The organism is Bradyrhizobium sp. Rc2d (assembly GCF_900099855.1).
Lineage (GTDB): Bacteria > Pseudomonadota > Alphaproteobacteria > Rhizobiales > Xanthobacteraceae > Bradyrhizobium.
This window is the reverse complement of the sequence record NZ_FNCU01000010.1, coordinates 130630-151057: the sequence shown is the minus strand read 5'-3', so window position 1 is coordinate 151057 and position 20428 is coordinate 130630. Positions and strand designations below refer to the sequence as shown.

19 protein-coding genes are annotated in these 20428 nt (G+C 64.9%); 8 read left to right on the top strand and 11 right to left on the bottom strand.

Features of this window, described 5'->3' with window-relative positions:
- Nucleotides 1-37: 37 nt before the first annotated feature.
- The 3 genes from BLV07_RS15310 to BLV07_RS15300 all read left to right on the top strand — a co-directional run bounded on the left by BLV07_RS15310 (nt 38) and on the right by BLV07_RS15300 (nt 3074).
- Entirely contained in the window at nt 38-1168 is a 1131-nt protein-coding gene (locus BLV07_RS15310; RefSeq protein WP_091886960.1) for a TRAP transporter small permease subunit, read from the top strand.
- A 3-nt stretch (nt 1169-1171) separates the two neighbouring features.
- The gene (locus tag BLV07_RS15305) at nt 1172-2539 is read left to right on the top strand and encodes a TRAP transporter large permease (protein WP_091886958.1); all 1368 of its coding nucleotides are present in this window, start codon (nt 1172-1174) and stop codon (nt 2537-2539) included.
- 136 nt (nt 2540-2675) lie between these two features.
- Nucleotides 2676-3074, top strand: coding sequence for an META domain-containing protein (locus BLV07_RS15300; protein WP_091886956.1), 399 nt, complete (start codon nt 2676-2678; stop codon nt 3072-3074).
- 157 nt (nt 3075-3231) lie between these two features.
- Here the strand turns inward: BLV07_RS15300 and BLV07_RS15295 are convergent, their stop codons facing one another.
- The 3 genes from BLV07_RS15295 to BLV07_RS15285 all read right to left on the bottom strand — a co-directional run bounded on the left by BLV07_RS15295 (nt 3232) and on the right by BLV07_RS15285 (nt 6659).
- Nucleotides 3232-4443, bottom strand: a complete 1212-nt coding sequence (locus BLV07_RS15295; RefSeq protein ID WP_091886954.1) for a hypothetical protein — start codon at nt 4441-4443, stop codon at nt 3232-3234.
- Between the two features lie 144 nt (nt 4444-4587).
- The gene (gene groL, locus BLV07_RS15290; protein WP_091886952.1) at nt 4588-6219 is read right to left on the bottom strand and encodes a chaperonin GroEL; all 1632 of its coding nucleotides are present in this window, start codon (nt 6217-6219) and stop codon (nt 4588-4590) included.
- A gap of 143 nt (nt 6220-6362) precedes the next feature.
- A complete protein-coding gene (locus BLV07_RS15285; RefSeq protein ID WP_091886950.1) occupies nt 6363-6659 on the bottom strand; it encodes a co-chaperone GroES in 297 nt (98 codons plus the stop codon).
- 316 nt (nt 6660-6975) lie between these two features.
- On the opposite strand from BLV07_RS15285, the gene BLV07_RS15280 reads away from it, so the two are divergent.
- On the top strand, nt 6976-7497 hold the full coding sequence (locus tag BLV07_RS15280; protein WP_164934682.1) for a hypothetical protein: 522 nt from the start codon (nt 6976-6978) through the stop codon (nt 7495-7497).
- A gap of 187 nt (nt 7498-7684) precedes the next feature.
- On the opposite strand, the gene BLV07_RS15275 is transcribed toward BLV07_RS15280, so the two are convergent.
- The gene (locus tag BLV07_RS15275; protein WP_091886946.1) at nt 7685-8464 is read right to left on the bottom strand and encodes a protein phosphatase CheZ; all 780 of its coding nucleotides are present in this window, start codon (nt 8462-8464) and stop codon (nt 7685-7687) included.
- Nucleotides 8465-8779: 315 nt separating this feature from the next.
- On the opposite strand from BLV07_RS15275, the gene BLV07_RS15270 reads away from it, so the two are divergent.
- Nucleotides 8780-9592: a L,D-transpeptidase gene (locus BLV07_RS15270; protein ID WP_091886944.1), complete on the top strand. Its 813-nt coding sequence runs from the start codon at nt 8780-8782 to the stop codon at nt 9590-9592.
- Between the two features lie 630 nt (nt 9593-10222).
- Here BLV07_RS15270 and BLV07_RS15265 read toward each other — a convergent pair.
- From BLV07_RS15265 to BLV07_RS15240, 6 genes are all read right to left on the bottom strand, one after another.
- Nucleotides 10223-11050 (bottom strand): DUF2076 domain-containing protein, encoded by an 828-nt coding sequence (locus BLV07_RS15265; RefSeq protein WP_091887076.1) that lies wholly within the window; start codon nt 11048-11050, stop codon nt 10223-10225.
- A gap of 127 nt (nt 11051-11177) precedes the next feature.
- A complete protein-coding gene (locus BLV07_RS15260) occupies nt 11178-12023 on the bottom strand; it encodes a ChbG/HpnK family deacetylase (RefSeq protein WP_091886942.1) in 846 nt (281 codons plus the stop codon).
- The gene (locus BLV07_RS15255) at nt 12020-13066 is read right to left on the bottom strand and encodes a glycosyltransferase family 2 protein (protein WP_091886941.1); all 1047 of its coding nucleotides are present in this window, start codon (nt 13064-13066) and stop codon (nt 12020-12022) included. The genes BLV07_RS15260 and BLV07_RS15255 overlap by 4 nt, the downstream gene beginning before the upstream one ends.
- A gap of 86 nt (nt 13067-13152) precedes the next feature.
- Entirely contained in the window at nt 13153-14130 is a 978-nt protein-coding gene (gene hisG, locus BLV07_RS15250) for an ATP phosphoribosyltransferase (RefSeq protein ID WP_091886940.1), read from the bottom strand.
- Between the two features lie 3 nt (nt 14131-14133).
- Nucleotides 14134-15285: an ATP phosphoribosyltransferase regulatory subunit gene (locus BLV07_RS15245; protein ID WP_091886938.1), complete on the bottom strand. Its 1152-nt coding sequence runs from the start codon at nt 15283-15285 to the stop codon at nt 14134-14136.
- A gap of 154 nt (nt 15286-15439) precedes the next feature.
- Nucleotides 15440-16195, bottom strand: a complete 756-nt coding sequence (locus BLV07_RS15240) for a 16S rRNA (uracil(1498)-N(3))-methyltransferase (protein WP_091886935.1) — start codon at nt 16193-16195, stop codon at nt 15440-15442.
- A gap of 211 nt (nt 16196-16406) precedes the next feature.
- Here BLV07_RS15240 and BLV07_RS15235 point away from each other — a divergent pair, with 211 nt between their 5' ends.
- Both BLV07_RS15235 and ubiA read left to right on the top strand, forming a co-directional pair.
- On the top strand, nt 16407-17069 hold the full coding sequence (locus tag BLV07_RS15235; RefSeq protein ID WP_091886933.1) for a hypothetical protein: 663 nt from the start codon (nt 16407-16409) through the stop codon (nt 17067-17069).
- A complete protein-coding gene (ubiA, locus tag BLV07_RS15230; RefSeq protein WP_091886931.1) occupies nt 17066-17998 on the top strand; it encodes a 4-hydroxybenzoate octaprenyltransferase in 933 nt (310 codons plus the stop codon). The genes BLV07_RS15235 and ubiA overlap by 4 nt, the downstream gene beginning before the upstream one ends.
- A 100-nt stretch (nt 17999-18098) precedes the next feature.
- Here the strand turns inward: ubiA and BLV07_RS15225 are convergent, their stop codons facing one another.
- Entirely contained in the window at nt 18099-18617 is a 519-nt protein-coding gene (locus tag BLV07_RS15225) for a DUF6101 family protein (protein WP_091886929.1), read from the bottom strand.
- A 265-nt stretch (nt 18618-18882) separates the two neighbouring features.
- Here BLV07_RS15225 and BLV07_RS15220 point away from each other — a divergent pair, with 265 nt between their 5' ends.
- Nucleotides 18883-20280 carry a TldD/PmbA family protein gene (locus BLV07_RS15220; protein ID WP_176945551.1) on the top strand — a complete coding sequence of 466 codons (1398 nt, stop codon included), beginning with the start codon at nt 18883-18885 and terminating at the stop codon, nt 20278-20280.
- The last annotated feature ends 148 nt before the right edge of the window (nt 20281-20428 follow it).

Here is a 20428-nt window from a genome sequence, read left to right as displayed (position 1 = left end):
CGTCTCCTTGCCTTAGCCCGCTCTTACCGAGGCCTCGATGCCAAGTCTGAATTTCGTGCTGCCCCATTGGCTGTATTGGGGCACCCTGATCGTATTTCCATTGCTAGCCATGTACTTCGTCAAGCGCCAGAAGCAGCGCGGGACCCCGCAAGGTCCATCGTTGTTCATCGCCTACATGTTCTGGCTGTGCGCGGGCTTCATGGGGCTGCACCGCCTGTATCTCCGCAACATGTGGGGCCTCATCTTCATTCCAGTCTTCCTTGCGATCCTCTATACGAATGATGAAATGCGCGACCGTCGCGAGGACGTCTCGCGTACCCGCGCCGCCGTCGAGAGATCGCATACTGCCATCAGGCGCGCGGAGATACCGCCGAATGTGTCAGCAACGCCGCGGATGACCGAAAGGCTGAAGAAGGCCCAGAGCGAAGGCTCTGCCGCCGAACAGCAATTCGCGCAAGCACAGGCCGATCTCGACCGGTGGCGCGGCTACTCGCGGTGGCTCGCGATTCTGATGGCTGCGATGCTGCTCGTGGATGCCGTGCTGTTGCCGGGCGCCGTGAGGCGCGCGTCAGAACGCGAGGCTGCGGAGCGCAGGCTTCATCCGCCCCCTGCCGAGCAGGCCGCATATGTCGATCAGCAGGGGACAGGCGAAGACCCCACGCTGCGCGTGCACACCTGGCTGACCGACAAGATCGAGTTCGTGAACGTCCGGGCCGGCGAGTTTGCGGCCTATTGGGCCGTGCTTTCGGTGTTCGTCTATTACTACGAGGTGATCGCGCGATTTGCCTTCAACTCGCCCACCAATTGGGTGCACGAAAGCATGTTTCTGATGTATGGCATGCAATACATGCTGGCGGGCGCCTATGCCTATCGCGAAGACCAGCACGTTCGCGTCGACGTGATCTACACCAGGTTCTCGCCGCGCGGCAAAGCGGTGGCCGACATCGTCACATCCGTCTTCTTCTTCATCTTCGTTGGGGTATTGTTTTGGACCAGCTGGCGTTTTGCCGCCGACGCCATCAACAACGACGAGCACTCGTTCACCGAATGGGGCGTGCAATACTGGTCCGTGAAGCTGTTGATGCCGATCGGCGCAGGGCTGCTCTTCCTGCAGGGAATTTCGAAACTCATGAAGGACATCGCGTTCCTTGCACGTGGGAGAGCCTGAGCCATGGGGTGGAGTATCGATATTGCCTGGCTCACGCTGCTGATGTTCGGCTCGCTCGGCGTCCTGCTTGCGCTCGGGCTGCCGATGGCGTTCTGCACTGGAAGTCTTGCGGTCATCTTCCTGTTCCTGTTCGGCAATGCGGCCGTTCTGAACATGACGCCCGCGCGCATTTTTCCGTTCATGACCGACTACCAGCTGTCCGCGGTGCCGTTGTTCATCTTTATGGCGGCCATGCTGGAAAAAGCCGGCATCATCGAAGAGCTGTTCGATGCCGTCTATAAGTGGCTGGGCTCACTCAAGGGAGGCCTTGCCTCCGCAACCGTGCTGGCCTGCACCGCGCTCGCCGCCATGGTCGGCGTCGTTGGTGCGACCGAGGTCACGATGGGCATGATCGCGCTGCCGGCCATGATGAAGCGCGGCTACGATCAGAAGCTCGCCTGCGGCGCTCTGTTGGCGGGCGGCACCCTGGGTATTCTGATTCCGCCATCGGTGATGGCTATCGTGTATGCGGTGGTGGCGCAGCAATCGCTTGGCGAATTGCTGGTTGGCTCGATCCTGCCGGGCTTTCTGCTCTCCGGCATGTACATCGCCTACATCACCATCCGATGTTACATCAATCCGAAGCTTGGTCCGGCGCTTCCACGGGAGGAGCGGGTCGATCTGAGGGAGAAGCTGCGGCTGCTGAAGAATACGATCGCACCGCTGCTTTTGATCGTTCTCGTCCTCGGCATCATCTTCTTCGGCATCGCCACTCCGGTCGAGGCGGCCGGAATTGGCACCTTCGGCGCGCTGTTCGTGTCAGCCCTGCACCGGCGGCTGACCTGGCCGGCGGTCGAGGAGGCGGCCATTGCCACGTTGAAGGCGACGGCGATGGTGATGTGGATCTTCTTCGGCGCCACCATGTTCGTCGGATTCTTCATTCTCAAGGGCGGTCAGGAGTTCGTCGCCAATTCGATCCTTGGCACCGGCCTGCCGCCATACGGCATCCTGTTCCTGATGATGCTGATCCTGTTCGTGCTCGGCATGTTTCTCGACTGGGTCGGCATCCTGTTGCTGACGGTGCCGATCTTCCTGCCGATCATGAAGAGCCTGGACTGGAGCGGCCTATTCGGAGTTCCCGGCGTGGAGGCCGCGGACGTGCCGCTGTGGTACGGGGTGATCTTCATGATCAACATGCAGATGGCGTTTCTCAGCCCTCCGTTCGGCTATTCGCTGTTCTATCTGAAGAGCGTCGCTCCGCCCGAAATCAGCATGGCCACGATCTTCAGGGCTTCGGTCAATTTCATGGTGCTGCAGGCGATCGGCGTCGGACTCTGCATCATGTTTCCTCAGATCATCCTTTGGTTGCCGAGCCTGGTCTACAGTCGTTGAACGCCGCTTGGCACTGGCGAAATCCCCGCAGGCTTCGGACTTGCGGGGATTTCAGGCATCCGCTGTCCTCGAAGCTTCTCAGCGCCTTCGCCGTCTTATAGAAGGTCCGGCGAGTCAGAATGATCGAGGATTCCAGATGATGGCGGTGAAGCAGATCGCGTGCGCGGCGGTCGCGTTGTGGCTCGTGGCGGGAGGTGCTCGCGCACAGGAGGGGTTCCCCTTCGGCACCGAGATGACGCTGGAAGCGCTGCCACAGCCCGGCTCGAAGCGGATACCGAACATCGAGATCGGCGACAATGGCGAGGTGATGCTGGAGCTCTGGTGCAAGGGCGGCAAGGGCCAGTTCTCGGTCGCCGGCAACACCGTGATCTTCGTCCCCGGCCAGATCCAGGACCGTTCCTGTCCGCCGGCAAAGGCACAGGCCGACGACGATCTCGTGGCCGCGCTCGGCAGCGTCGAAACCTGGAAGCGCCAGGGCGACGTGCTCATGCTGGTTGGTCCCAAGCCGCTGCGCTTTCGCGTCAACGGGAATTAGCTTTCGCAGTGCGCTCGTCTCGGACAAGCCGGAGCGCGTAAGCGCTGCGCCGCAGAGCCGGGACCCAGAATCCTATCCTCGAACGTGCTCGTAGCTTCTGGGCCCCGGCTCGGCAGCGCATCACTGACGTGCTGCGCTGCGTCCGGGGCACGAGAGTCTACTTCCACACCGACTTGTCGGCGTCCCAGCGCTGGGCTTTCAGCTCCTTGGCAAGCGCCTCGATCGAGCCGTTGTCGTCGGGCAGATCGCCTTCTTCGTCCGGGCTCGCGTCATCGGACAGATTGAGCTTGGCGCCGCTGCTCTCATCGGATGTGGTCGTCGCGGGGCTGCCGATCCAAAGCATGAGCTTGTCGGTCGTGCCGGGCTTGTCGGGCGAGACGAGGCCTGCGACCTCGATCGTGTCGGTGAGTTCGAGCGCGGGGAAATCCTGGTTCGGCCGCTTGAAGACGAGCTTGAGCTTGCCGGTGGCGGGGTTGAAGCTCTGCGAGGCCGGCTTTGCCGCGAGCGTCCTGCTCAGCACACCCGCAACCGCGGTCGCGAGCTTGTCGCGGTTGATCTTGTCGCCATCGCGCCAGTCGGCGGCGGGAAAGCGGATGGTGCGGTCCATCTCGGTCATGCCCGCGGTCCAGCCCGCGGCGGTGACGCCGGGCATCGCCTTGAACTTTGCCAGCAGCGCCCCCGCGCGCTCCGGATCGACCGACATGTTGATGGTCTGCTCACCGGCGCGCAGCGCGTCGCAGCCGACATTGAGGCTGGCCAGCGTCACCTCGACCTCCTGGCCCTTCAGGCTCTTCAGGAAGTCGGTCGCGGCATCGAGCTTGACCTTGACGGCGATCGCCTCCGGCGAGACGTCGGTGAAATCCTTCGGCTGCGGCGTGATGCCGTCATCGGAGGTCTGGTTGTCCAGAAATTCCTTCTCGCTGAGATCGGAATTGTCGGGCGAGGTGACCTCGGTCACGGCCTGGCCGATCGTGATCTGGCCGCGGAACTCGAACATGTCCCCGGCCTGCTTGCGCAGCAGCTTGACGCTGACCGGCGCCTTCGCGCCGAGGCTCTGCGTCGTGCCCGTCAGGTTCTGGCCTGCGACCTGGAGATTGACGACGAAGCGGTCCTTGCGGTCGGAGTTCTTCGCGACGGGATAGCAGACGTCGAGCACGGCCGCCGTGACCGTCTTGCCCTGGCGCGTCTCCTTCAGGATCACGTCGGCATTGCCGTCCATCAGCCCGTCGATCGAGGTGAAATAGCGCGTCTCGACGCCGCCGGGCGTCGTGGCCTTCGGCGACAGCTTCATCTGGGCGGAAGCGACCTCGGGCGAGGCGGCGAGTAAGGCCACCAACAGGGCTGTCGAACAAACCGGAAGCGCGCGCATCGACGAAATCCTCGAGCAATCAGAATCGGGGCCACCGTAGTGGGTTTTGGCCGCCGGTTGAATCGGAAAGCGGAGGGGCAGGGTCGGCAAAAAAGAAGGCCGCCCGGAGGCGGCCTTCGTAATACTGGAAGGTGAGGATGGGCCTTAGAAACCGCCCATGCCGCCGCCGGCCGGCATGGCGGGCGGAGCTTCCTTCTTCGGCATTTCGGCGACCATGGCTTCGGTGGTGACCAAGAGGCCGGCCACGGAGGAGGCGTCCTGGAGCGCGGTGCGCACCACCTTGGCGGGATCGATGATGCCCTTCTCGACCATGTCGACATAGTCCTCGTTCTGGGCGTCGAAGCCGAAGGTCTCGGACTTGTTCTCCAGGATCTTGCCGACGACGATCGAGCCTTCCACGCCGGCGTTCTCGGAGATCTGGCGGATCGGGGCTTCCAGCGCCTTCAGCACGATGTTGATGCCGGCCTGGACGTCGGCATTGTCGTTGGACAGGCGGCCGACCGCCTTCTTGGCGCGCAGCAGCGCGACGCCGCCGCCCGGAACGATGCCTTCCTGCACCGCGGCGCGGGTGGCGTTGAGCGCGTCCTCGACGCGGTCCTTCTTCTCCTTGACCTCGATCTCGGTGGCGCCGCCGACGCGGATCACCGCGACGCCGCCGGCGAGCTTGGCGAGGCGCTCCTGGAGCTTCTCACGGTCGTAGTCCGAGGTGGTCTCCTCGATCTGCGCCTTGATCTGGCCGACGCGGGCCTCGATGTCGGGCTTTTTGCCGGCACCGTTGACGATGGTGGTGTTCTCCTTGTCGATCACCACCTTCTTGGCGCGACCGAGCATCTTCACCGTGACGTTCTCGAGCTTGATGCCGAGCTCCTCCGAGATGAGCTGGCCGCCGGTGAGAACCGCGATGTCCTCGAGCATGGCCTTGCGGCGGTCACCGAAGCCAGGCGCCTTGACGGCGGCGACCTTGAGGCCGCCGCGCAGGCGGTTGACGACCAGGGTAGCGAGCGCCTCGCCCTCGACGTCCTCGGCGACGATGACGAGCGGCTTGCCCGACTGCACCACGGCTTCGAGCACCGGCAGCATGGCCTGCAGGCCCGAGAGCTTCTTCTCGTGCAGGAGGATGTAGGCGTCCTCGAGCTCGGCGGTCATCTTCTCGGCATTGGTGACGAAGTAGGGGCTGAGATAGCCGCGGTCGAACTTCATGCCCTCGACGATGTCGACCTCGGTGTCGAGCGACTTGTTCTCCTCGACGGTGATGACGCCCTCATTGCCGACCTTCTGCATCGCCTGGGCGATCATCTTGCCGATGGCGGCATCGCCGTTGGCCGAGATGGTGCCGACCTGGGCGACCTCGGAGGAGGCGGCGACCGGCTTGGCGCGCTTTTCGATGTCCTTGACCACAGCCGCAACCGCGGAATCGATGCCGCGCTTGAGGTCCATCGGGTTCATGCCGGCGGCAACCGCCTTGGCGCCTTCGCGCACGATGGCCTGGGCCAGCACGGTCGCGGTGGTGGTGCCGTCGCCGGCGAGGTCGTTGGTCTTGGAGGCGACCTCACGCACCATCTGGGCGCCCATGTTCTCGAACTTGTCCTCGAGCTCGATCTCCTTGGCGACGGTGACGCCGTCCTTGGTGATGCGGGGCGCGCCAAAGCTCTTCTCGATGACGACGTTGCGGCCCTTCGGGCCGAGCGTCACCTTGACGGCGTTGGCGAGAACGTCGACGCCGCGCAGCATGCGATCGCGCGCGTCTCCGGAAAACTTGACGTCTTTGGCAGCCATTTCTGCAATCCCTCGTGTTTGGTGATGTGTCTGCCGCTTGTGTTGCACCAATCCCGGGTCCGCAAGTCGAACCCGGCGGAATGATGGATGCCCGGATCGCGCGATCCGGGCATGACATTCAGCGGCTGTTCAGACGGATGGCCTTAGGCCAGCACGCCCATGATGTCCGACTCCTTCATGATCAGGAGCTCTTCGTTCTCGATCTTGACCTCGGTGCCCGACCATTTGCCGAACAGCACGCGGTCGCCGACCTTGAGGTCGATCGGGATCAGCTTGCCGGTCTCGTCGCGGCCGCCCGGGCCGACGGCGACGATTTCGCCCTGGGAGGGCTTTTCCTTGGCGGTGTCGGGAATGATGATGCCGCCCTTGGACTTTTCCTCGGCGTCGATACGTTTGACCACGACACGGTCATGCAGCGGACGAAATTTGGATTTAGCCATGACGTTTCCCTTTGGAGGCTCGCTTCGGAAGTAGTGGAAGTGGGTTGGGGCGGCGCTTCCGTCCACCCTCTTCCCGAGGATCGAACGGCACGCTTAGCAATCGGGCTTTCCGAGTGCTAATAGTGCGCCCGGAAATATGGCTTGGCCGCGATCCTGTCAAGCAAAGGTGGTTAAGCGATTGGTGAGGCGGATATAGGATGGTGGCATTGGAAACTCGTTCGGGGCGCCGGCGTATCAAACGACGGCATTGCTCCAGCGGCGGTTTTGCGCTTGGCTGCGGGAGGGGTGCGGCCATGGTCTTGTTCGGGGGAATGCCATGATCAGTTCAGCTCGCGCGCGCACGGTTGCCAATCTGGCCGCCGCGTCTTGTCTGGCGCTATTGCTGGGCGCCTGCGGCGGCGGCATGAGCCTGCCGTCCTTCTCGTCGTCTTCGCCGCCGCCCGAGGCTGAGCCCGGCACCGGCCCGGAAATGCCCGCAACGATCCGCTCCGACGAGATCGTCGGCCGCTGGGGTCTTGCCTCGTTCCAGAATCCGGCCGACCGCGCCCGCACGGAGGCTGCCGCCCGGGCGCAGTGCAAGAATCCCTATGTGATCACCGCCGGCTCCTCCGGCGGCGTGATCATGCATCTGGCCGACCAGGCGACCCCGCAGGAGCTGCGGCTGAAGGGCTCGCCGAGCGGCAAGAACTACATCGGACCCGCCGGCCCGACGCCGGGCGAGCAGGACCGCGAGATCATCTCCTTCGATGGCCGCGTGCTGATCACCCGCTTCATCGACAAGGACGCCGCCACCCGCTACGGCAACATGGTCTACGTCCGCTGCGCGCCGAGGGCGTAGTCTCCCTCCACCGTCATGCCCCGCGAAGGCGGGCATCCAGTACGCCGCGGCCTCTCGATTCAATCGCTGGCGTCTCTGGAATACTGGATCGCCCGGTCAAGCCGGGCGATGACATCGGAGGGGATAATCCCCAAAACAAAAACGCCGGCTCGCGCCGGCGTTTTGTTTTTCAGAGTGCCAAGTCCGCTCAGTCGAACAGCGCGTCGATGTCGTCCTGCGAGGCATGGCCGACGTCGCCGGCCAGCTTCGGGCCGTTGAGGAGCTTTTCGTCATCGCTGCGGCTGTCGACAGGCGCCGGCACATGGGCCTTGATCGCGTCGACGCCGCCCCAGATCTCCATCATCGCATTGATGTGCTGCTCGATGAACTTCATCGTGGTCATGACCTTGCTGATGCGCTGGCCGGTCAGGTCCTGGAAGTTGCAGGCTTCGAAAATCGAGATGACGCGTTCCTGGATGTCGTCGGCGAGCCGCTTCTGCTGATCGGCCGATTGCACCTTGGACATCGCGCTGGCCGCCTGGTCGATCGACTCGGCGGCTTCGAGGATCTGCTGGGTCGCCTGCTCGGTGCCGCCGACGACCGCGCCGAGCTCGCCATTGACCTTGGCCATTTCGCCGCCGTCGAAGCTCTTGCCGTGCAGCGTCGCGATCTCGCGCTTGGTGCGGTCGATGGCGTCGTGGATGAGGTCGAGCTCGACCTTCAGCTTCTCGCACTGCTCGATCTGCGCCCGGTAGGTCTCGAGCATGGTACGAGCTTCCGAGAGCTCGTGGGCGGTGGAGGCGTCGATCGCCGCCATGGCTGCGCTGCCGGACAAGGGCACACTGCCCTTCGCCATCTGTGCGCGGATCGCACGCAGCTCGGCCATGATCTCGCTATGCATCGGGATTGCCTCTTCGGTTACGTCAAGAATCGGCATTTCGCCACCGGCGATATCTTCGACGCGAAAACGCTTGCGGTGAACAGCCATCAGGATACTCCCCCCACCTCATTCACGCGTCTTTGTAGGCAGAAGCGATTTAACACGAAGTTCACAGCCGGAACTGTTGTGCGGCATCGCGCGACGGCGCGCAAAGAAGCGATTAACCATGGCTGCGCTGCGTTCATCGAAAATAAACGCTGATCGCCAAATTGGCTCGCGCTTGACGACGTGGTGAATCCAAACGCCTGATACGTTTACCAAACAAAACGGCTTTTGCCTTTTATTGACCACGTCGCGGCGGTCGATCAGCCAGGCGCCTTCCCCGACGCATGTGATCTAGACGAAACAGTACAGAGTACGTCGATGTTCAAGAAAATGTCTGTCGCGCTGCTCGGCAGCGCTTGCACCTTCATTGCCGGCGCAAACAGCGCCAGCGCCTTCGACAACACCGTGCCGAACGATCCGCCCGCGGTGCTCTATGCGCCGCAGGTGCCGCCGGCGCCGGTGCGCGTCGCCTCCAACTCGAACATGGGCGGCGGCTTCATCGAATTCCTGTTCGGTGACGGTCCCGGCCGCGGTCCGGCCTACGCGCCGCAGCAGCCGGTGTACCAGCAGCAGCCGGCCTATTACGATCAGCGCCGTCTGCCGCCGATGGGCGAGCCGCAGATGCAAGGCGGAGTTCAGCAAGGCGCGCTCCAGCAGGATGCGGTCGATCCGCGGCAGCGTCCGTTCGATCCGAAATTCGAGAAGCAGCTCGTCGACTATAGCGGCAAGGAAAGTCCCGGCACGATCGTGGTCGATACGCCGAACAAGTTCCTCTATCTCGTCGAGGGCAACGGCAGGGCGATGCGCTACGGTATCGGTGTGGGCCGTCCCGGCTTCACATGGTCCGGCGTGAAGTCGATCACCGCCAAGCGCGAATGGCCGGACTGGACGCCGCCGGCGGAAATGCTCGTACGCCGCCCCGATCTGCCCCGGCACATGGAAGGCGGCCCGGAAAATCCGCTGGGCGCCCGCGCGATGTATCTGGGCTCGACGCTCTACCGCATCCACGGCTCCAACGAGCCCTGGACCATCGGCACCAACGTCTCCTCCGGCTGCATCCGCATGCGCAACGAGGACGTCATCGACCTCTACGGTCGTGTCAATGTCGGCACCAAAGTCGTGGTGATGTGAGGCGTCATGAGCTTGAAGCGAGCCGTCAACTCCGCGCCGGCTCGCGATGCGCGGCATCGAAGGCGTTGCGTGCCGCCGGCGAACGCCTTCCAGCTATGCTCGCTGACGGTGCCGCGTCGACCCGGCAACGGAGCAGCGACGACGAGTTGACGAATGGGAATGTGGTGCGCCAGCGGAGCGGTTCAACCGCCGCGCCGACAGCTCTGCCTTCCTGAGCCGCTCGTGCAGTCCCTCCAACTCGTACAATTCGGTGATGAGATGTGTCGTCACGTCGGATAAGGTTGCAATGCGCTGCTGAAGTGAACTCATTTTAAAACCCCGACTGTTGCCAAGAGCGGCAGCCACATCGTGTGTGGCATGAGCAACGTGTTCTTCCAGTTGAACACCCATGTCCGAATTTGGAAATCCGGGAGTCTACGGCCGCGCGCGTCAGAATGTGATTTCGTTTTTCATGGTGAACTCGGGCGCGTCCGGCAACCTTCAGCTCAGTGTAAGCCAGCAACCGTGCGCATTAGTCATACTATATCGAACGGCTTCTCTGCGCGCGGTGGCACAAGAGGCGCTTGAGCTACGCCCTAAAAGAAAACGGCCGCCTAGAGGCGGCCGTTTCGTATCTAGCGGGTGAATTGCTCACGCGTAATCGCTGCCGCCATCGTCGCCGCCGCCGAAATCGCCGTCGTCGCCGGTGTCCATGTTGTCGTCGTGATCGTCGCTGTAATTCTGGTCGTTGTTGTCCCGATCGTTCGACGCCTGATCGAAGAAGCCTTGGCGGGAGTCGTCGCGGCGGTTCGAGCCGATATCGTCGAGGCCCGCATCGCGCGCGAGCGAGCCGCCGGACTGGTCACTGCCGCCCCAAGGACTTCCACCAGCGCTGCGGTCGCCCAGGGCGTTGGTGTCGCCAAAGGCCTGCTGATGCGGTCCGCCCATCATGCCGCGGATGCTGGAGAGCAGCAGCGAGCCGCCGACGACGCCGGCCGCGGCCGCCGCCGCCGTGCCGAGGAACGAGCCGCCACCACCGCCGATCGGCGGCGCGCCATAACCCTGACCCGGACCCTGGCCGTAGGCCTGACCGTAAGGCGGCTGGCCGTAGCCCGGCTGGGTCTGCTGCATGGCCTGGCCGCTATTCCAGACCGGCCGCGAGTCACGCGGCGGCACGTTCGGAACCGAACCCCGCGACGGACTTCCGCCGAACAACGTCTCGCGCATGGAATCCAGGAAGCCGCCGGACTGCGCCTGCTCGGGCGCCTGCCCCGCTTCCAGCTCCTGGATACGGGCGTGGGCGCGCTTGAGCGCTTCGTCCTGCAACAGCACGGTCTGCACCAGCGCGTAGATTGCACCGGGTGCCTTGCGCAAGCCGTCGGAGATCGCGGCGGTTGCGTCGGGATCGCGCGGTGCATTTTCCAGTTTGGTAAGCCGGTCGAAAAGCTCGTCGACGAGCTGGCGTTCCTGCGGCGTCATGATCTGTCTCCTCTGCGCAAAACCAAGCGCGCAGGAGATGTAGGGTTCCATTATGGCCCCAACAGTGCCGGCCGGATTAAATTTCCGTATGCAGACAAGCTGCCCGGCAAGGCGGTTTTCGGCGATTTTATCCCAGCGTGACGCCGCTGTCCGCCAGCAGACGTGGGAACGCGTCGCCGGCGAAATACGCGTGCTCGCGTTCGCGCACATCCGTCATCGGGTCGAGACCGACAAGGACGTCATCGACGAAACCGGGATGGCACATCACGAGACCGCCCTCGGGGAGGCCTTCCAGGAACTGCCGCATCAATGCGCCGAAATCGGCTGCCCGCGTGAAGTCGTAAGCGCCGGCGAAGCCGCGATTGAAGCTGAGACCGGCCGCGCCGGCGCGGCGGCGGAATTGCGCGCTGAGGATATCGAGCACCATGGCCTTCAGTGAGGCCAGCCGCTGCGCCAGCGGCAGGTTGCGTCCGCACTGGCGTACCCAGGCGTTCGGTGCGGTCTCGCTAACGGCATCGATGAAGCCGTCGCGCACCTGCGGATAGAGCTGCACATGCTGGTGACCGTCGACGAAGTCGGGCGCACGCCCGAATGCTTCGGTGAACGCTGCGAGCTGCGCCTTCACCTCATTGCGAAAGAATTCGCGGTCGAGCCGCCGCATCAGTCCGGCGCGCAGCAGCTTCGGAAAGGCCAGGAACATGTCGCCGTCGAGAGGGCGGAAATGCATGGTGAGCGGCCGGAACGGCGCCGACAGCGTCACGTGCAAGCCGATGGTGCAGCGCGGGCTCGATTTGGCTGCCGCGTCCAGCGCCTCGATCTCGCTGCGCTGGATCGCCGGTCCCACCATCATCACCGACGTGGCGTTGAGGCGGCCGCGTTCGATCAGGTCGCGGATGGCGCGGTTGACGCCCGGGCTGATGCCGTAATCGTCGGCGCAGAGCCAAATCCGCCGCAGGCCCGCGGCAGCACTCATTCGGCGGCCGTCCTTTTCGAAGCGTCGTCGGCGTTGTCGGCCTCAAAATGCTTCTCGCTGTGCTCGGCGACGAAGTAGATCGGGCGCGCCTTCAGCTCGGAGAGAATCTTGCCGATATATTCGCCGACGATGCCGATCATGATGAGCTGCACGCCGCCGATGGTCATCAGGCCGACCACGAGCGAGGGATAGCCGGGCACCTGCTTGCCGGTCGTGAAGACCTCCCAGAGGATGGAGAGGCCGAACAGGAAGGCGATACCGGCAAGAGCCGCGCCGAGCAGGCTGGCGAAGCGCAGCGGTGCCACCGAGAACGAGGTCAGGCCCTCGATCGACAGGCCGAGCAGGCGAGCGGCGTTGAAGGTGGTGACGCCATGGGCGCGCGGCGCCGGTTCGTAGTCGACACGGATCTGGCGGAAGCCGATCCAGCTGGCCAGTCCCTTGAAGAAACGGTTGCGCTCCGGCAGCTGCCTCAGCGCTGCGACCGCGCGCGGTGAGAGCAGGCGGAAGTCACCGGCGTCCTCGGGAATCTTTTGCCGCGCGCCCCAATTGATCAGCGCGTAGAAGCCGTGCACGGCGAGCCGCCGCAGGAAGGGCTCGTTGTCGCGATGCGCCTTGGCGGTATAGACGACGTCGTAGCCGTCTTCGATCCAGTGCTGCACCAGCTGCTCGACCAGGGCCGGCGGATGCTGGCCGTCGCCGTCCATGAACATGACGGCGCCGAGCCGGGCATGGTCGAGGCCGGCCATCAGCGCCGCCTCCTTGCCGAAATTGCGCGACAGCGAGACCACCTGGACGCCGATCGCGTCGGCCGGCAGGCTGCGGGCGATCGACAGCGTCGCATCCGCGCTGCCGTCGTCGACATAGACGACCTCGCAAGCAAGCCGATAGCGCTGCCGCAAGGACTTCGCGAGCTCGCAAATCCGCTGATGCAGGGCGGCGAGGCCCGCCGCCTCGTTATAGACGGGGACGACAATCGACAGCCCCTTGGCGGCGGCGCTGGCCGCTGTGGTTGTCATGCCGGAAACGTCAGAGCCCAGCGTCATCGATCAAGGTTCCAGAGGCGTTTAGGTCTTCTCAACCGCATATGGTAGCAGCCGTTTGCTGTCGCTACGCTGAACAAAGCTAGGGCTCACCGCCCCAGGAACGCTTCGAGCTTGGCGAACAGCGGGTTCTCCCGGTCGAACACGTAGTCGAGCGAAACCACCGAGACGGTCTCGGCGCCATGCTCGCGCAGGAAGCTCGCCAGCGCATAGAGCTGCCCTGGGGGGCAGTGCAGCGTCAGCATGCCTGACGAGGTCGGTCCGCCAAACGGGGCCTCCACGCCGAACCGGCTGTGGGCCTCGCCGAGCAGGGCGGCGTCGCACTGCCGGAAGCGGGTGCGGACCTCGCGGTATTTGTTGGCCCGCGCCCGCGCCGCAATGTGATCGAGGATGACGCGCGCGGTCTCGCGCGCCTGCGGCGACCAGTCGGCCTCCTTCGAGGCGACCAGATTGGCCTGGCTGCGCAGGATCACGCCGTCGTCGAGCACCCGCAAGCCATTGGCGGCGAGCGTCGCACCGGTCGTGGTGATGTCGACGATCAGCTCGGCGCTGCCGGCCGCGGGCGCGCCTTCGGTCGCGCCGGCGCTTTCGACGGTGCGGTAGTCGGTGATGCCGTGGCTCTGGAAGAAGGCGCGGGTCAGATTGATGAACTTGGTCGCGACCCGCATCCGCATGTGATGCTGCTCGCGAAAGCCGGTGGTGACGTCGTCGAGGTCGGCCATGGTGCGGACGTCGATCCAGGCCTGCGGCACCGCAACGACGACATCGGCATAGCCGAAGCCAAGCCCCTCGATCAGCGACACGCGCTTGTCGGCATCCGCGATGTTCTCACGCACCAGGTCTTCGCCGGTGACGCCGAGATGCGCGAAACCGCGGGAGAGTTGCGAGGCGATCTCGCTCGCCGAGAGATAGGCGACCTCGACATTGTCGAGGCCCGCGATGGTGCCGCGATAGTCGCGGGCGCCGCCGGCCTTCGACAGCTTGAGCCCGGCGCGGGCGAAGAAGGCTTCGGTGTTTTCCTGCAGGCGACCCTTGGAGGGAACGGCCAGAACGAATGGCGCGCTCATGACTTAAGCTCCCACCTTGCGGCCGATCTTGGTCAGCGCATCCACCCAGACCGAGAAGCCGACCGCGGGGATCGGCCGCGCTGAGCCGAGCTGGGTCATCAGCCCGTCATAGCGGCCGCCGGCGACCAGCGGCTCGGCGCCATTACCCCTGTGATGCAATTCGAACTCGAAGCCGGTGTAATAGTCGAGCCCGCGTCCGAACGCGGTCGAGAAGCGCGTCAGCTTCACGTCGATGCCGCGCGCCGCCATGAAGCCGACCCGGCTCTCGAGCTGGTCGATCGCAGCCGTGAGATCGAGCTTGGCATCGGCGGTCAGTGCGCGCAGCTCTGCGATGGCATCGTCGGGATTGCCTGCGATCGACAGGAAGCGTTTGAGCACGGTGATCGCCTCGCGCGGCAGCGCGCCACCCTTCAGCGTCGATTGCTCGAGGAAACGGTCGGCGATCTCGGCCGTAGTGCGGCCGCCGACATTGGTGGTGCCGGCGATCGACATCAAATCGGTGACGAAGGCGAGCGCTGCCTTGCGATCGGAGCCGGCAAGCGCGGCGAGCACGCCCTCATATTCGCTGCGGGTCGCGGTGGCCGCCGCCGCCAGCCGCTCCAGATCCTGCTCCAGGCTGATCTTGCGGTTGAAATCCTTGACCAGGCGGCGGCGCCAGACCGGATAGAGATCGAGCGCATCGAGCAGGGCGTTGAACAACGCGACGTCGCCGGTGCGGATCTCGACATCGCCGACCCCGAAGGCGGCGGTCGCCTCCAGCGCCAGCGCCAGCATCTCGGCATCGGCCGCGGCGCGGTCCTGGCGGCCGAACGATTCGATGCCGGCTTGCAGGAATTCGCTGGCCTGGCCGCTGCGGTAGCGGAACACCGGGCCGAGATAGCTGAACCCGGCCGCCTGGCCGGCGCGGGCAGAGGCGAGGTAATCGCGCGCCACTGGAATGGTCAGGTCCGGGCGCAGGCAGAGCTCCTCGCCCGTGAGATCCGTGGTCAGGTACAGGCTCTTGCGGATGTCTTCGCCCGAGAGGTCCAGGAACGGCTCGGCCGGTTGCAGGATGGCGGGCTCGGCCCTGACATAGCCGGCCTGCGCGAACGACAAGAGCAGCGTATCCGCCCAGGCGGCGGAGCCGGCAGCATTTGAGGTGGCAGTCGCGGTCATAACAGGGGTCCATCGATCCGGTGGAACCGGGCAGGCAAAGGGGGAAACGGGATTTGGCGCAGCCCTTAGCATGGCCCGAAAGCGGTTTCGACCTCCAAAGGATCAATCGCTTAACGGCCGGGCAATTCATCGTTCATCGTCAGGCCGACGGAAGCTAGCCGGTCTTGCCGCCCCAATCGCCCAGCACCGCCTGCACCAGCGCCAGCGCCGCCACCGCGGCGGTGTCGGCCCGCATGATCCGGGGGCCGAGCGCCAGCCGCAGGATCTTCGGCTGCCGCAGCAGCAGCGCCCGCTCCTCGTCGGCAAAGCCGCCTTCGGGGCCGATCAGCACGTCGATGCCTTGGCCGGCCTCGCGCGCGCTTTGCAGGTTCTGAACGGGGTTTTCGACCTCCGCCGCCTCGTCGCAGAAGATCAGCAGGCGGCCCGCGGCGCGCTGGCTGAGGTACCGCTCCAGCGGCACCGGCTCGGCCACCGCGGCGATGCTGAGGATGCCGCATTGCTCGGCCGCTTCGACGACGTTGGCGCGCATCCGCTCGGTGTTGACCCGGGAGGCCTGGGTGAACCGGGTCAGGACCGGCTGAAGCGTGGCGGCGCCCATCTCGATGGCCTTCTGGACCATGTAGTCGAGCCGGGCATGCTTGAGCGGGGCGAAAACGTAGGCGAGGTCGGGTAGCCGGTCCTGGGGCCGGGTCTGCTGGAGGATGACGAGGCCGTCCGGCCGCTTGCGGCCCTCGATGGCAGCTTGCCACTCGCCGTCGCTGCCGTTGAAGGCCAGGACCTCGGCCCCGGCGGCAAGCCGCAGCACATTGCCGAGATAGTTGCTCTGGTCGCGGTCGAGCGGGACCCTGGCGTCCTGGGCCAGGGGAGCGTCGACGAACAGGCGGGGGGCGCGAAAATCGTGGGAAGGCATCGTTCAAGGGTCCGATTTATTGCCGTTCTTAACCGAAAGCCGCCATTTCGGGGGTAAATATTGCCAAACCGGTGCGTCCCAGCGCCGCGCTCTTGCCCTATTCCACGGGTTGTTAAGCGCTGGCGGGAATCGTAAAAACGCGAACACGCTGGTTGCGCTTCAATTGGGAAGGCGCCGAAACCCGTAAGCTCCTGCCGGAGAGACTATCTTGATGATCCGTCATTTGATGGTTCCGATCACTGCCGCCATGGTCACTATGGGCGCCGCGGGCGCTTATGCGCAAAGCGCGTTCCCGGCGCCGCTGCCCAATCAGGCCGCGACCAGTTCCGCGTTTCCGCCCGTGAACGGTTCGGCGCCCGTCGCGTCCGTCGGCACCGCGCCGCAATCGTCCTTTCCCGTGAACGGCGCTGCGCCGATCGGCGGCGCCGGCGCCTTCAGTGCGGCCCCGCCGACGCAAGGCGGTCCCGGCGAGGACTGTATGAAAGCGTTCATTCCGCTCCGCGAGGAAGCCGAGAAGCGCGGCAAGCTGATCAAGGCCGCGAGCGACCGTCACGCGCCGCCGGACGAGGCCTGCAAGCTGATCGGCAACTTCAGCCAGGCTGAGCTGAAAATGATCAAATACATCGAGTCCCACGCCGCCAAATGCGGAATCCCGCCGCAGATCGGCGAGCAGATGAAGACCGGCCACAAGAACACCGAGACCATGCAGAAGAAGGTCTGCACGGTCGCGCAGCAGATGCAACAGCAGCAGGCGCGCCCGGCCGGCCCATCGCTGAGCGAGGTGCTGGGTTCGGGCTCGGCGCCTGAAGCCAATGCCGGCAAGAAGGGCGGCAGCACCTTCGATACGCTCAACGGCAACGTCCTGACCCGATGAGCGATACATCCGCCCGCGTTGCCGATTCCACTGGCAACTGGGTCGATACGCTCGCGCCGCAATGGGCGCGGCCTTATTTGCGCTTGTCCCGCTTCGACCGTCCGATTGGCTCCTGGCTGCTGTTGATGCCGTGCTGGTGGTCGGCGGCGCTCGCTGCCGGCATCGCGCACGAAGTCCGCGATCTGCCGCTCACCATCATCCTGTTCTTCGTCGGCGCCTTCGTGATGCGCGGAGCCGGCTGCACCTGGAACGATATCACCGACCGCGACCTCGATGACAAGGTCGAGCGCACCCGCTCGCGGCCGCTGCCGTCAGGGCAGGTGACCACGAAGCAGGCGCTGGTGTTCATGGTCGCACAGGCGCTGATCGGTCTCCTCGTGCTGCTGCAGTTCAACCGCTTCGCGGTCCTGACCGGCATCGCCTCGCTCTTGATCGTCGCGATCTATCCCTTCATGAAGCGCATTACCTGGTGGCCGCAGATCGTGCTCGGGCTGGCTTTCTCCTGGGGCGCCCTGATGGGATTTGCCGTCACCTTCGGACGCATCGACGTCACCGCGCTCGTGCTCTATGCCGGCGCGATCTCCTGGGTGATCGGCTATGACACTATCTACGCGCATCAGGACGCCGAGGACGACGCGCTGATCGGCATCAAGTCCACCGCGCGCCTGTTCGGCGCGCACACGCATCAGGCGCTGATCCTGTTCTACGGGCTCGCGGTGATGCTGATCGGCGTCGCGCTGGCCTCCGGCGATGCGCGCTGGCCGGCCTGGCTCGGGCTTACGGCCTTCGCCGTCCATCTGGCGTGGCAGATCGTGCGATTAAGGATCAACGATCCCGAGCTCTGCCTGCGCCTGTTCAAGTCGAACAAGTATGCGGGGGCGCTGCTGTTCGCGGGACTGCTCGCGGACGCGGTGATGCGGGTGGCGTAGCTAGGGTGGGCAAAGGCGCCCTTGCGCCGTGCCCACCATGTTTCCGAGACTGGGATAGAAGAGGTGGGCACGCTTTCGCTTTGCCAACCCTACGGCACCTTTAATTCCGCGCGATGATCTCGCGCTCGCCCTGATGAACGGTGAGCTCGCGTGCGATGCCGATGCGCCGGCGCATCAAAAATTTCGGGCGGCGGGCGCGGATCGCATTGGCGCGGCGGCGTCGTGATGCGGGCTTGCGGGCGCCTTCGTCGAGCTGCGGCAGCGCAAAGATCTCGCTCCAGATCGCCCAGGCTTCAGTGAGCTCGTCGCCATCGGCGCCGACCAGCAGCGGAACGGAGAGCGAGGGATCGCGATGCACGAGGATAAGGGCTTGCGCCTCGTCGTTGCCGCGGAGCGCGACGCCCGTGAAGTCGCTGACGCGGACGTTGATCGCCATTTGCATGCCGCGAACGGCACGGCGCAGCACCACACGCTCGCGATGGAGCTCGATCTGCCTGACATGTCCGTCGGCGCGCGGATCGTGCGCATCGAAGCGAACCGGTAGGGAAAGAGGGTCGAGCCGCAAGGAGCGGCTCGACCCGGCGGGAGCGACCCCGCATGTTGCTGTTTGACGCCTCACGGCTTTAGTTCTCCCCGCCGGGATTATGTTCCCGGTCGATGCGAGGACCTTAGCGCGCGCCTTTCCCAAACCGCTTAAAAAGGCTGGTTAACCCACCGTCACTGCTGCTCATGATTGACAAGACCTTGGCGCGCATGATTGACGAGACGTTGCGCCGAAGTCGCGAATCTGAGCTTTTGGCGGGCTGAAAATGCTTGAAGTCCGCGCTATCAGGGCACATCTGTGGGTTCCAGTCCCGAACCCCCGCCCCAACAGGATTTCGTTCGTGAACTCTTCACCATCCGCAAGCTCGACGCTTTCGACCTCAGCCAATCGCGACCTGTTCGATCAGTCCGCGCTCTCCGATCTCGCGCAGCGACTGGTCGAGGCGGCCAAGCGCGCCGGCGCCGATGCGGCCGATGCGGTCGCAGTGCGCGGCGTCTCGCAGGGCGTCGAGGTGCGCGACGGCCGTGTCGAGGAATCCGAGCGGTCCGAAGGCGACGATGTCGGCCTGCGCGTTCTGGTCGGACAGCGCCAGGCGGTGGTCTCGACCAACGACGTCAGTGGCGATGCCGTGACCAAGCTCGCCGAGCGCGCGGTGGCGATGGCGCGTGTTGCGCCCGACGACAAATATGTCGGCCTCGCCGATCCCGCGCTGCTCGCGCGCGACTTCCCCGATCTCGACCTGCTCGATTCCGACGTGCCCACGACATCAGAGCTCGAGCGCCGCGCGCTTGCGGCCGAAGCTGCCGCGCTCGGCGTCAAGGGCGTGACCAAATCCGGCGGCGCCTCGGCTTCCGCCGGCATCGGCGGCATGGTGCTCGTCACCTCTACCGGCTTCCACGGCTCTTACTTACGCTCCAGCCAGGGCATCTCCGCGACCGCCATATCGGGCGAAGGCACCAGCATGGAGCGCGACTACGACTTCACTTCGGCGCCGCACGGCGCCGATCTGCTGTCGCCGGAAACCGTCGGCCGTTCCGCCGGCGAGCGCACTGTGGCGCGCTACAATCCGCGCAAGGTCGAGACCTGCAAGGTGCCCGTCGTGTTCGATCCGCGCGTTGCGGGCTCCCTCGTCGGCCATCTCGTCGGCGCCATCAATGGCGCCTCGATCGCGCGCAAGACCAGCTTTTTGAAGGACAAGCTCGGCCAGCAGCTGTTCGCCAAGAACATCCGCATCGTCGACGATCCCCTGCGCAAGCGCGGCCTGCGCTCGCAGACGTTTGACGCCGAAGGCGTCGCGGTGAAGAAGATCGCGCTCGTCGACGAGGGCGTGCTGACGACTTGGCTGCTCGACTGCGCCACCGCGCGCGAGCTCGGCCTCACCACCACCGGCCACGCCCATCGCGGCGTCTCCTCCTCGCCCTCGCCCGGGCCGTACAACCTGCATCTCGAAGCCGGAACGCCGACACCGGCCGAGCTGATCGCCGACATCAGCCAAGGCTTCTACGTCACCGACCTGATCGGCTCCGGCGTCAACGGCGTCACCGGCGATTACAGCCGCGGCGCCTCCGGCTTCTGGATCGAGAACGGCGAGATCACCTATCCCGTCAGCGAGGTGACGATCGCCGGCCATCTCTTCGAGATCTTCAAGTCGATGCAGCCGGCGAACAATCTCGAGTTCCGCTACGGCATCAATGCGCCGACGGTGCGCATCGAGGGTTTGACGCTTGGCGGACGCTGATCGGGCAGATGCAGGCGCGCTTACCTCTCCCGTAGGGAGAGGTCGGATCGCATCGCAAGATGCGATCCGGGTGAGGGGTTACCCTCTCTCGTGGGACCTGAACCCCCGCACCCGATTTGCTGCGCAAATCGACCTCTCCCCGATGGAG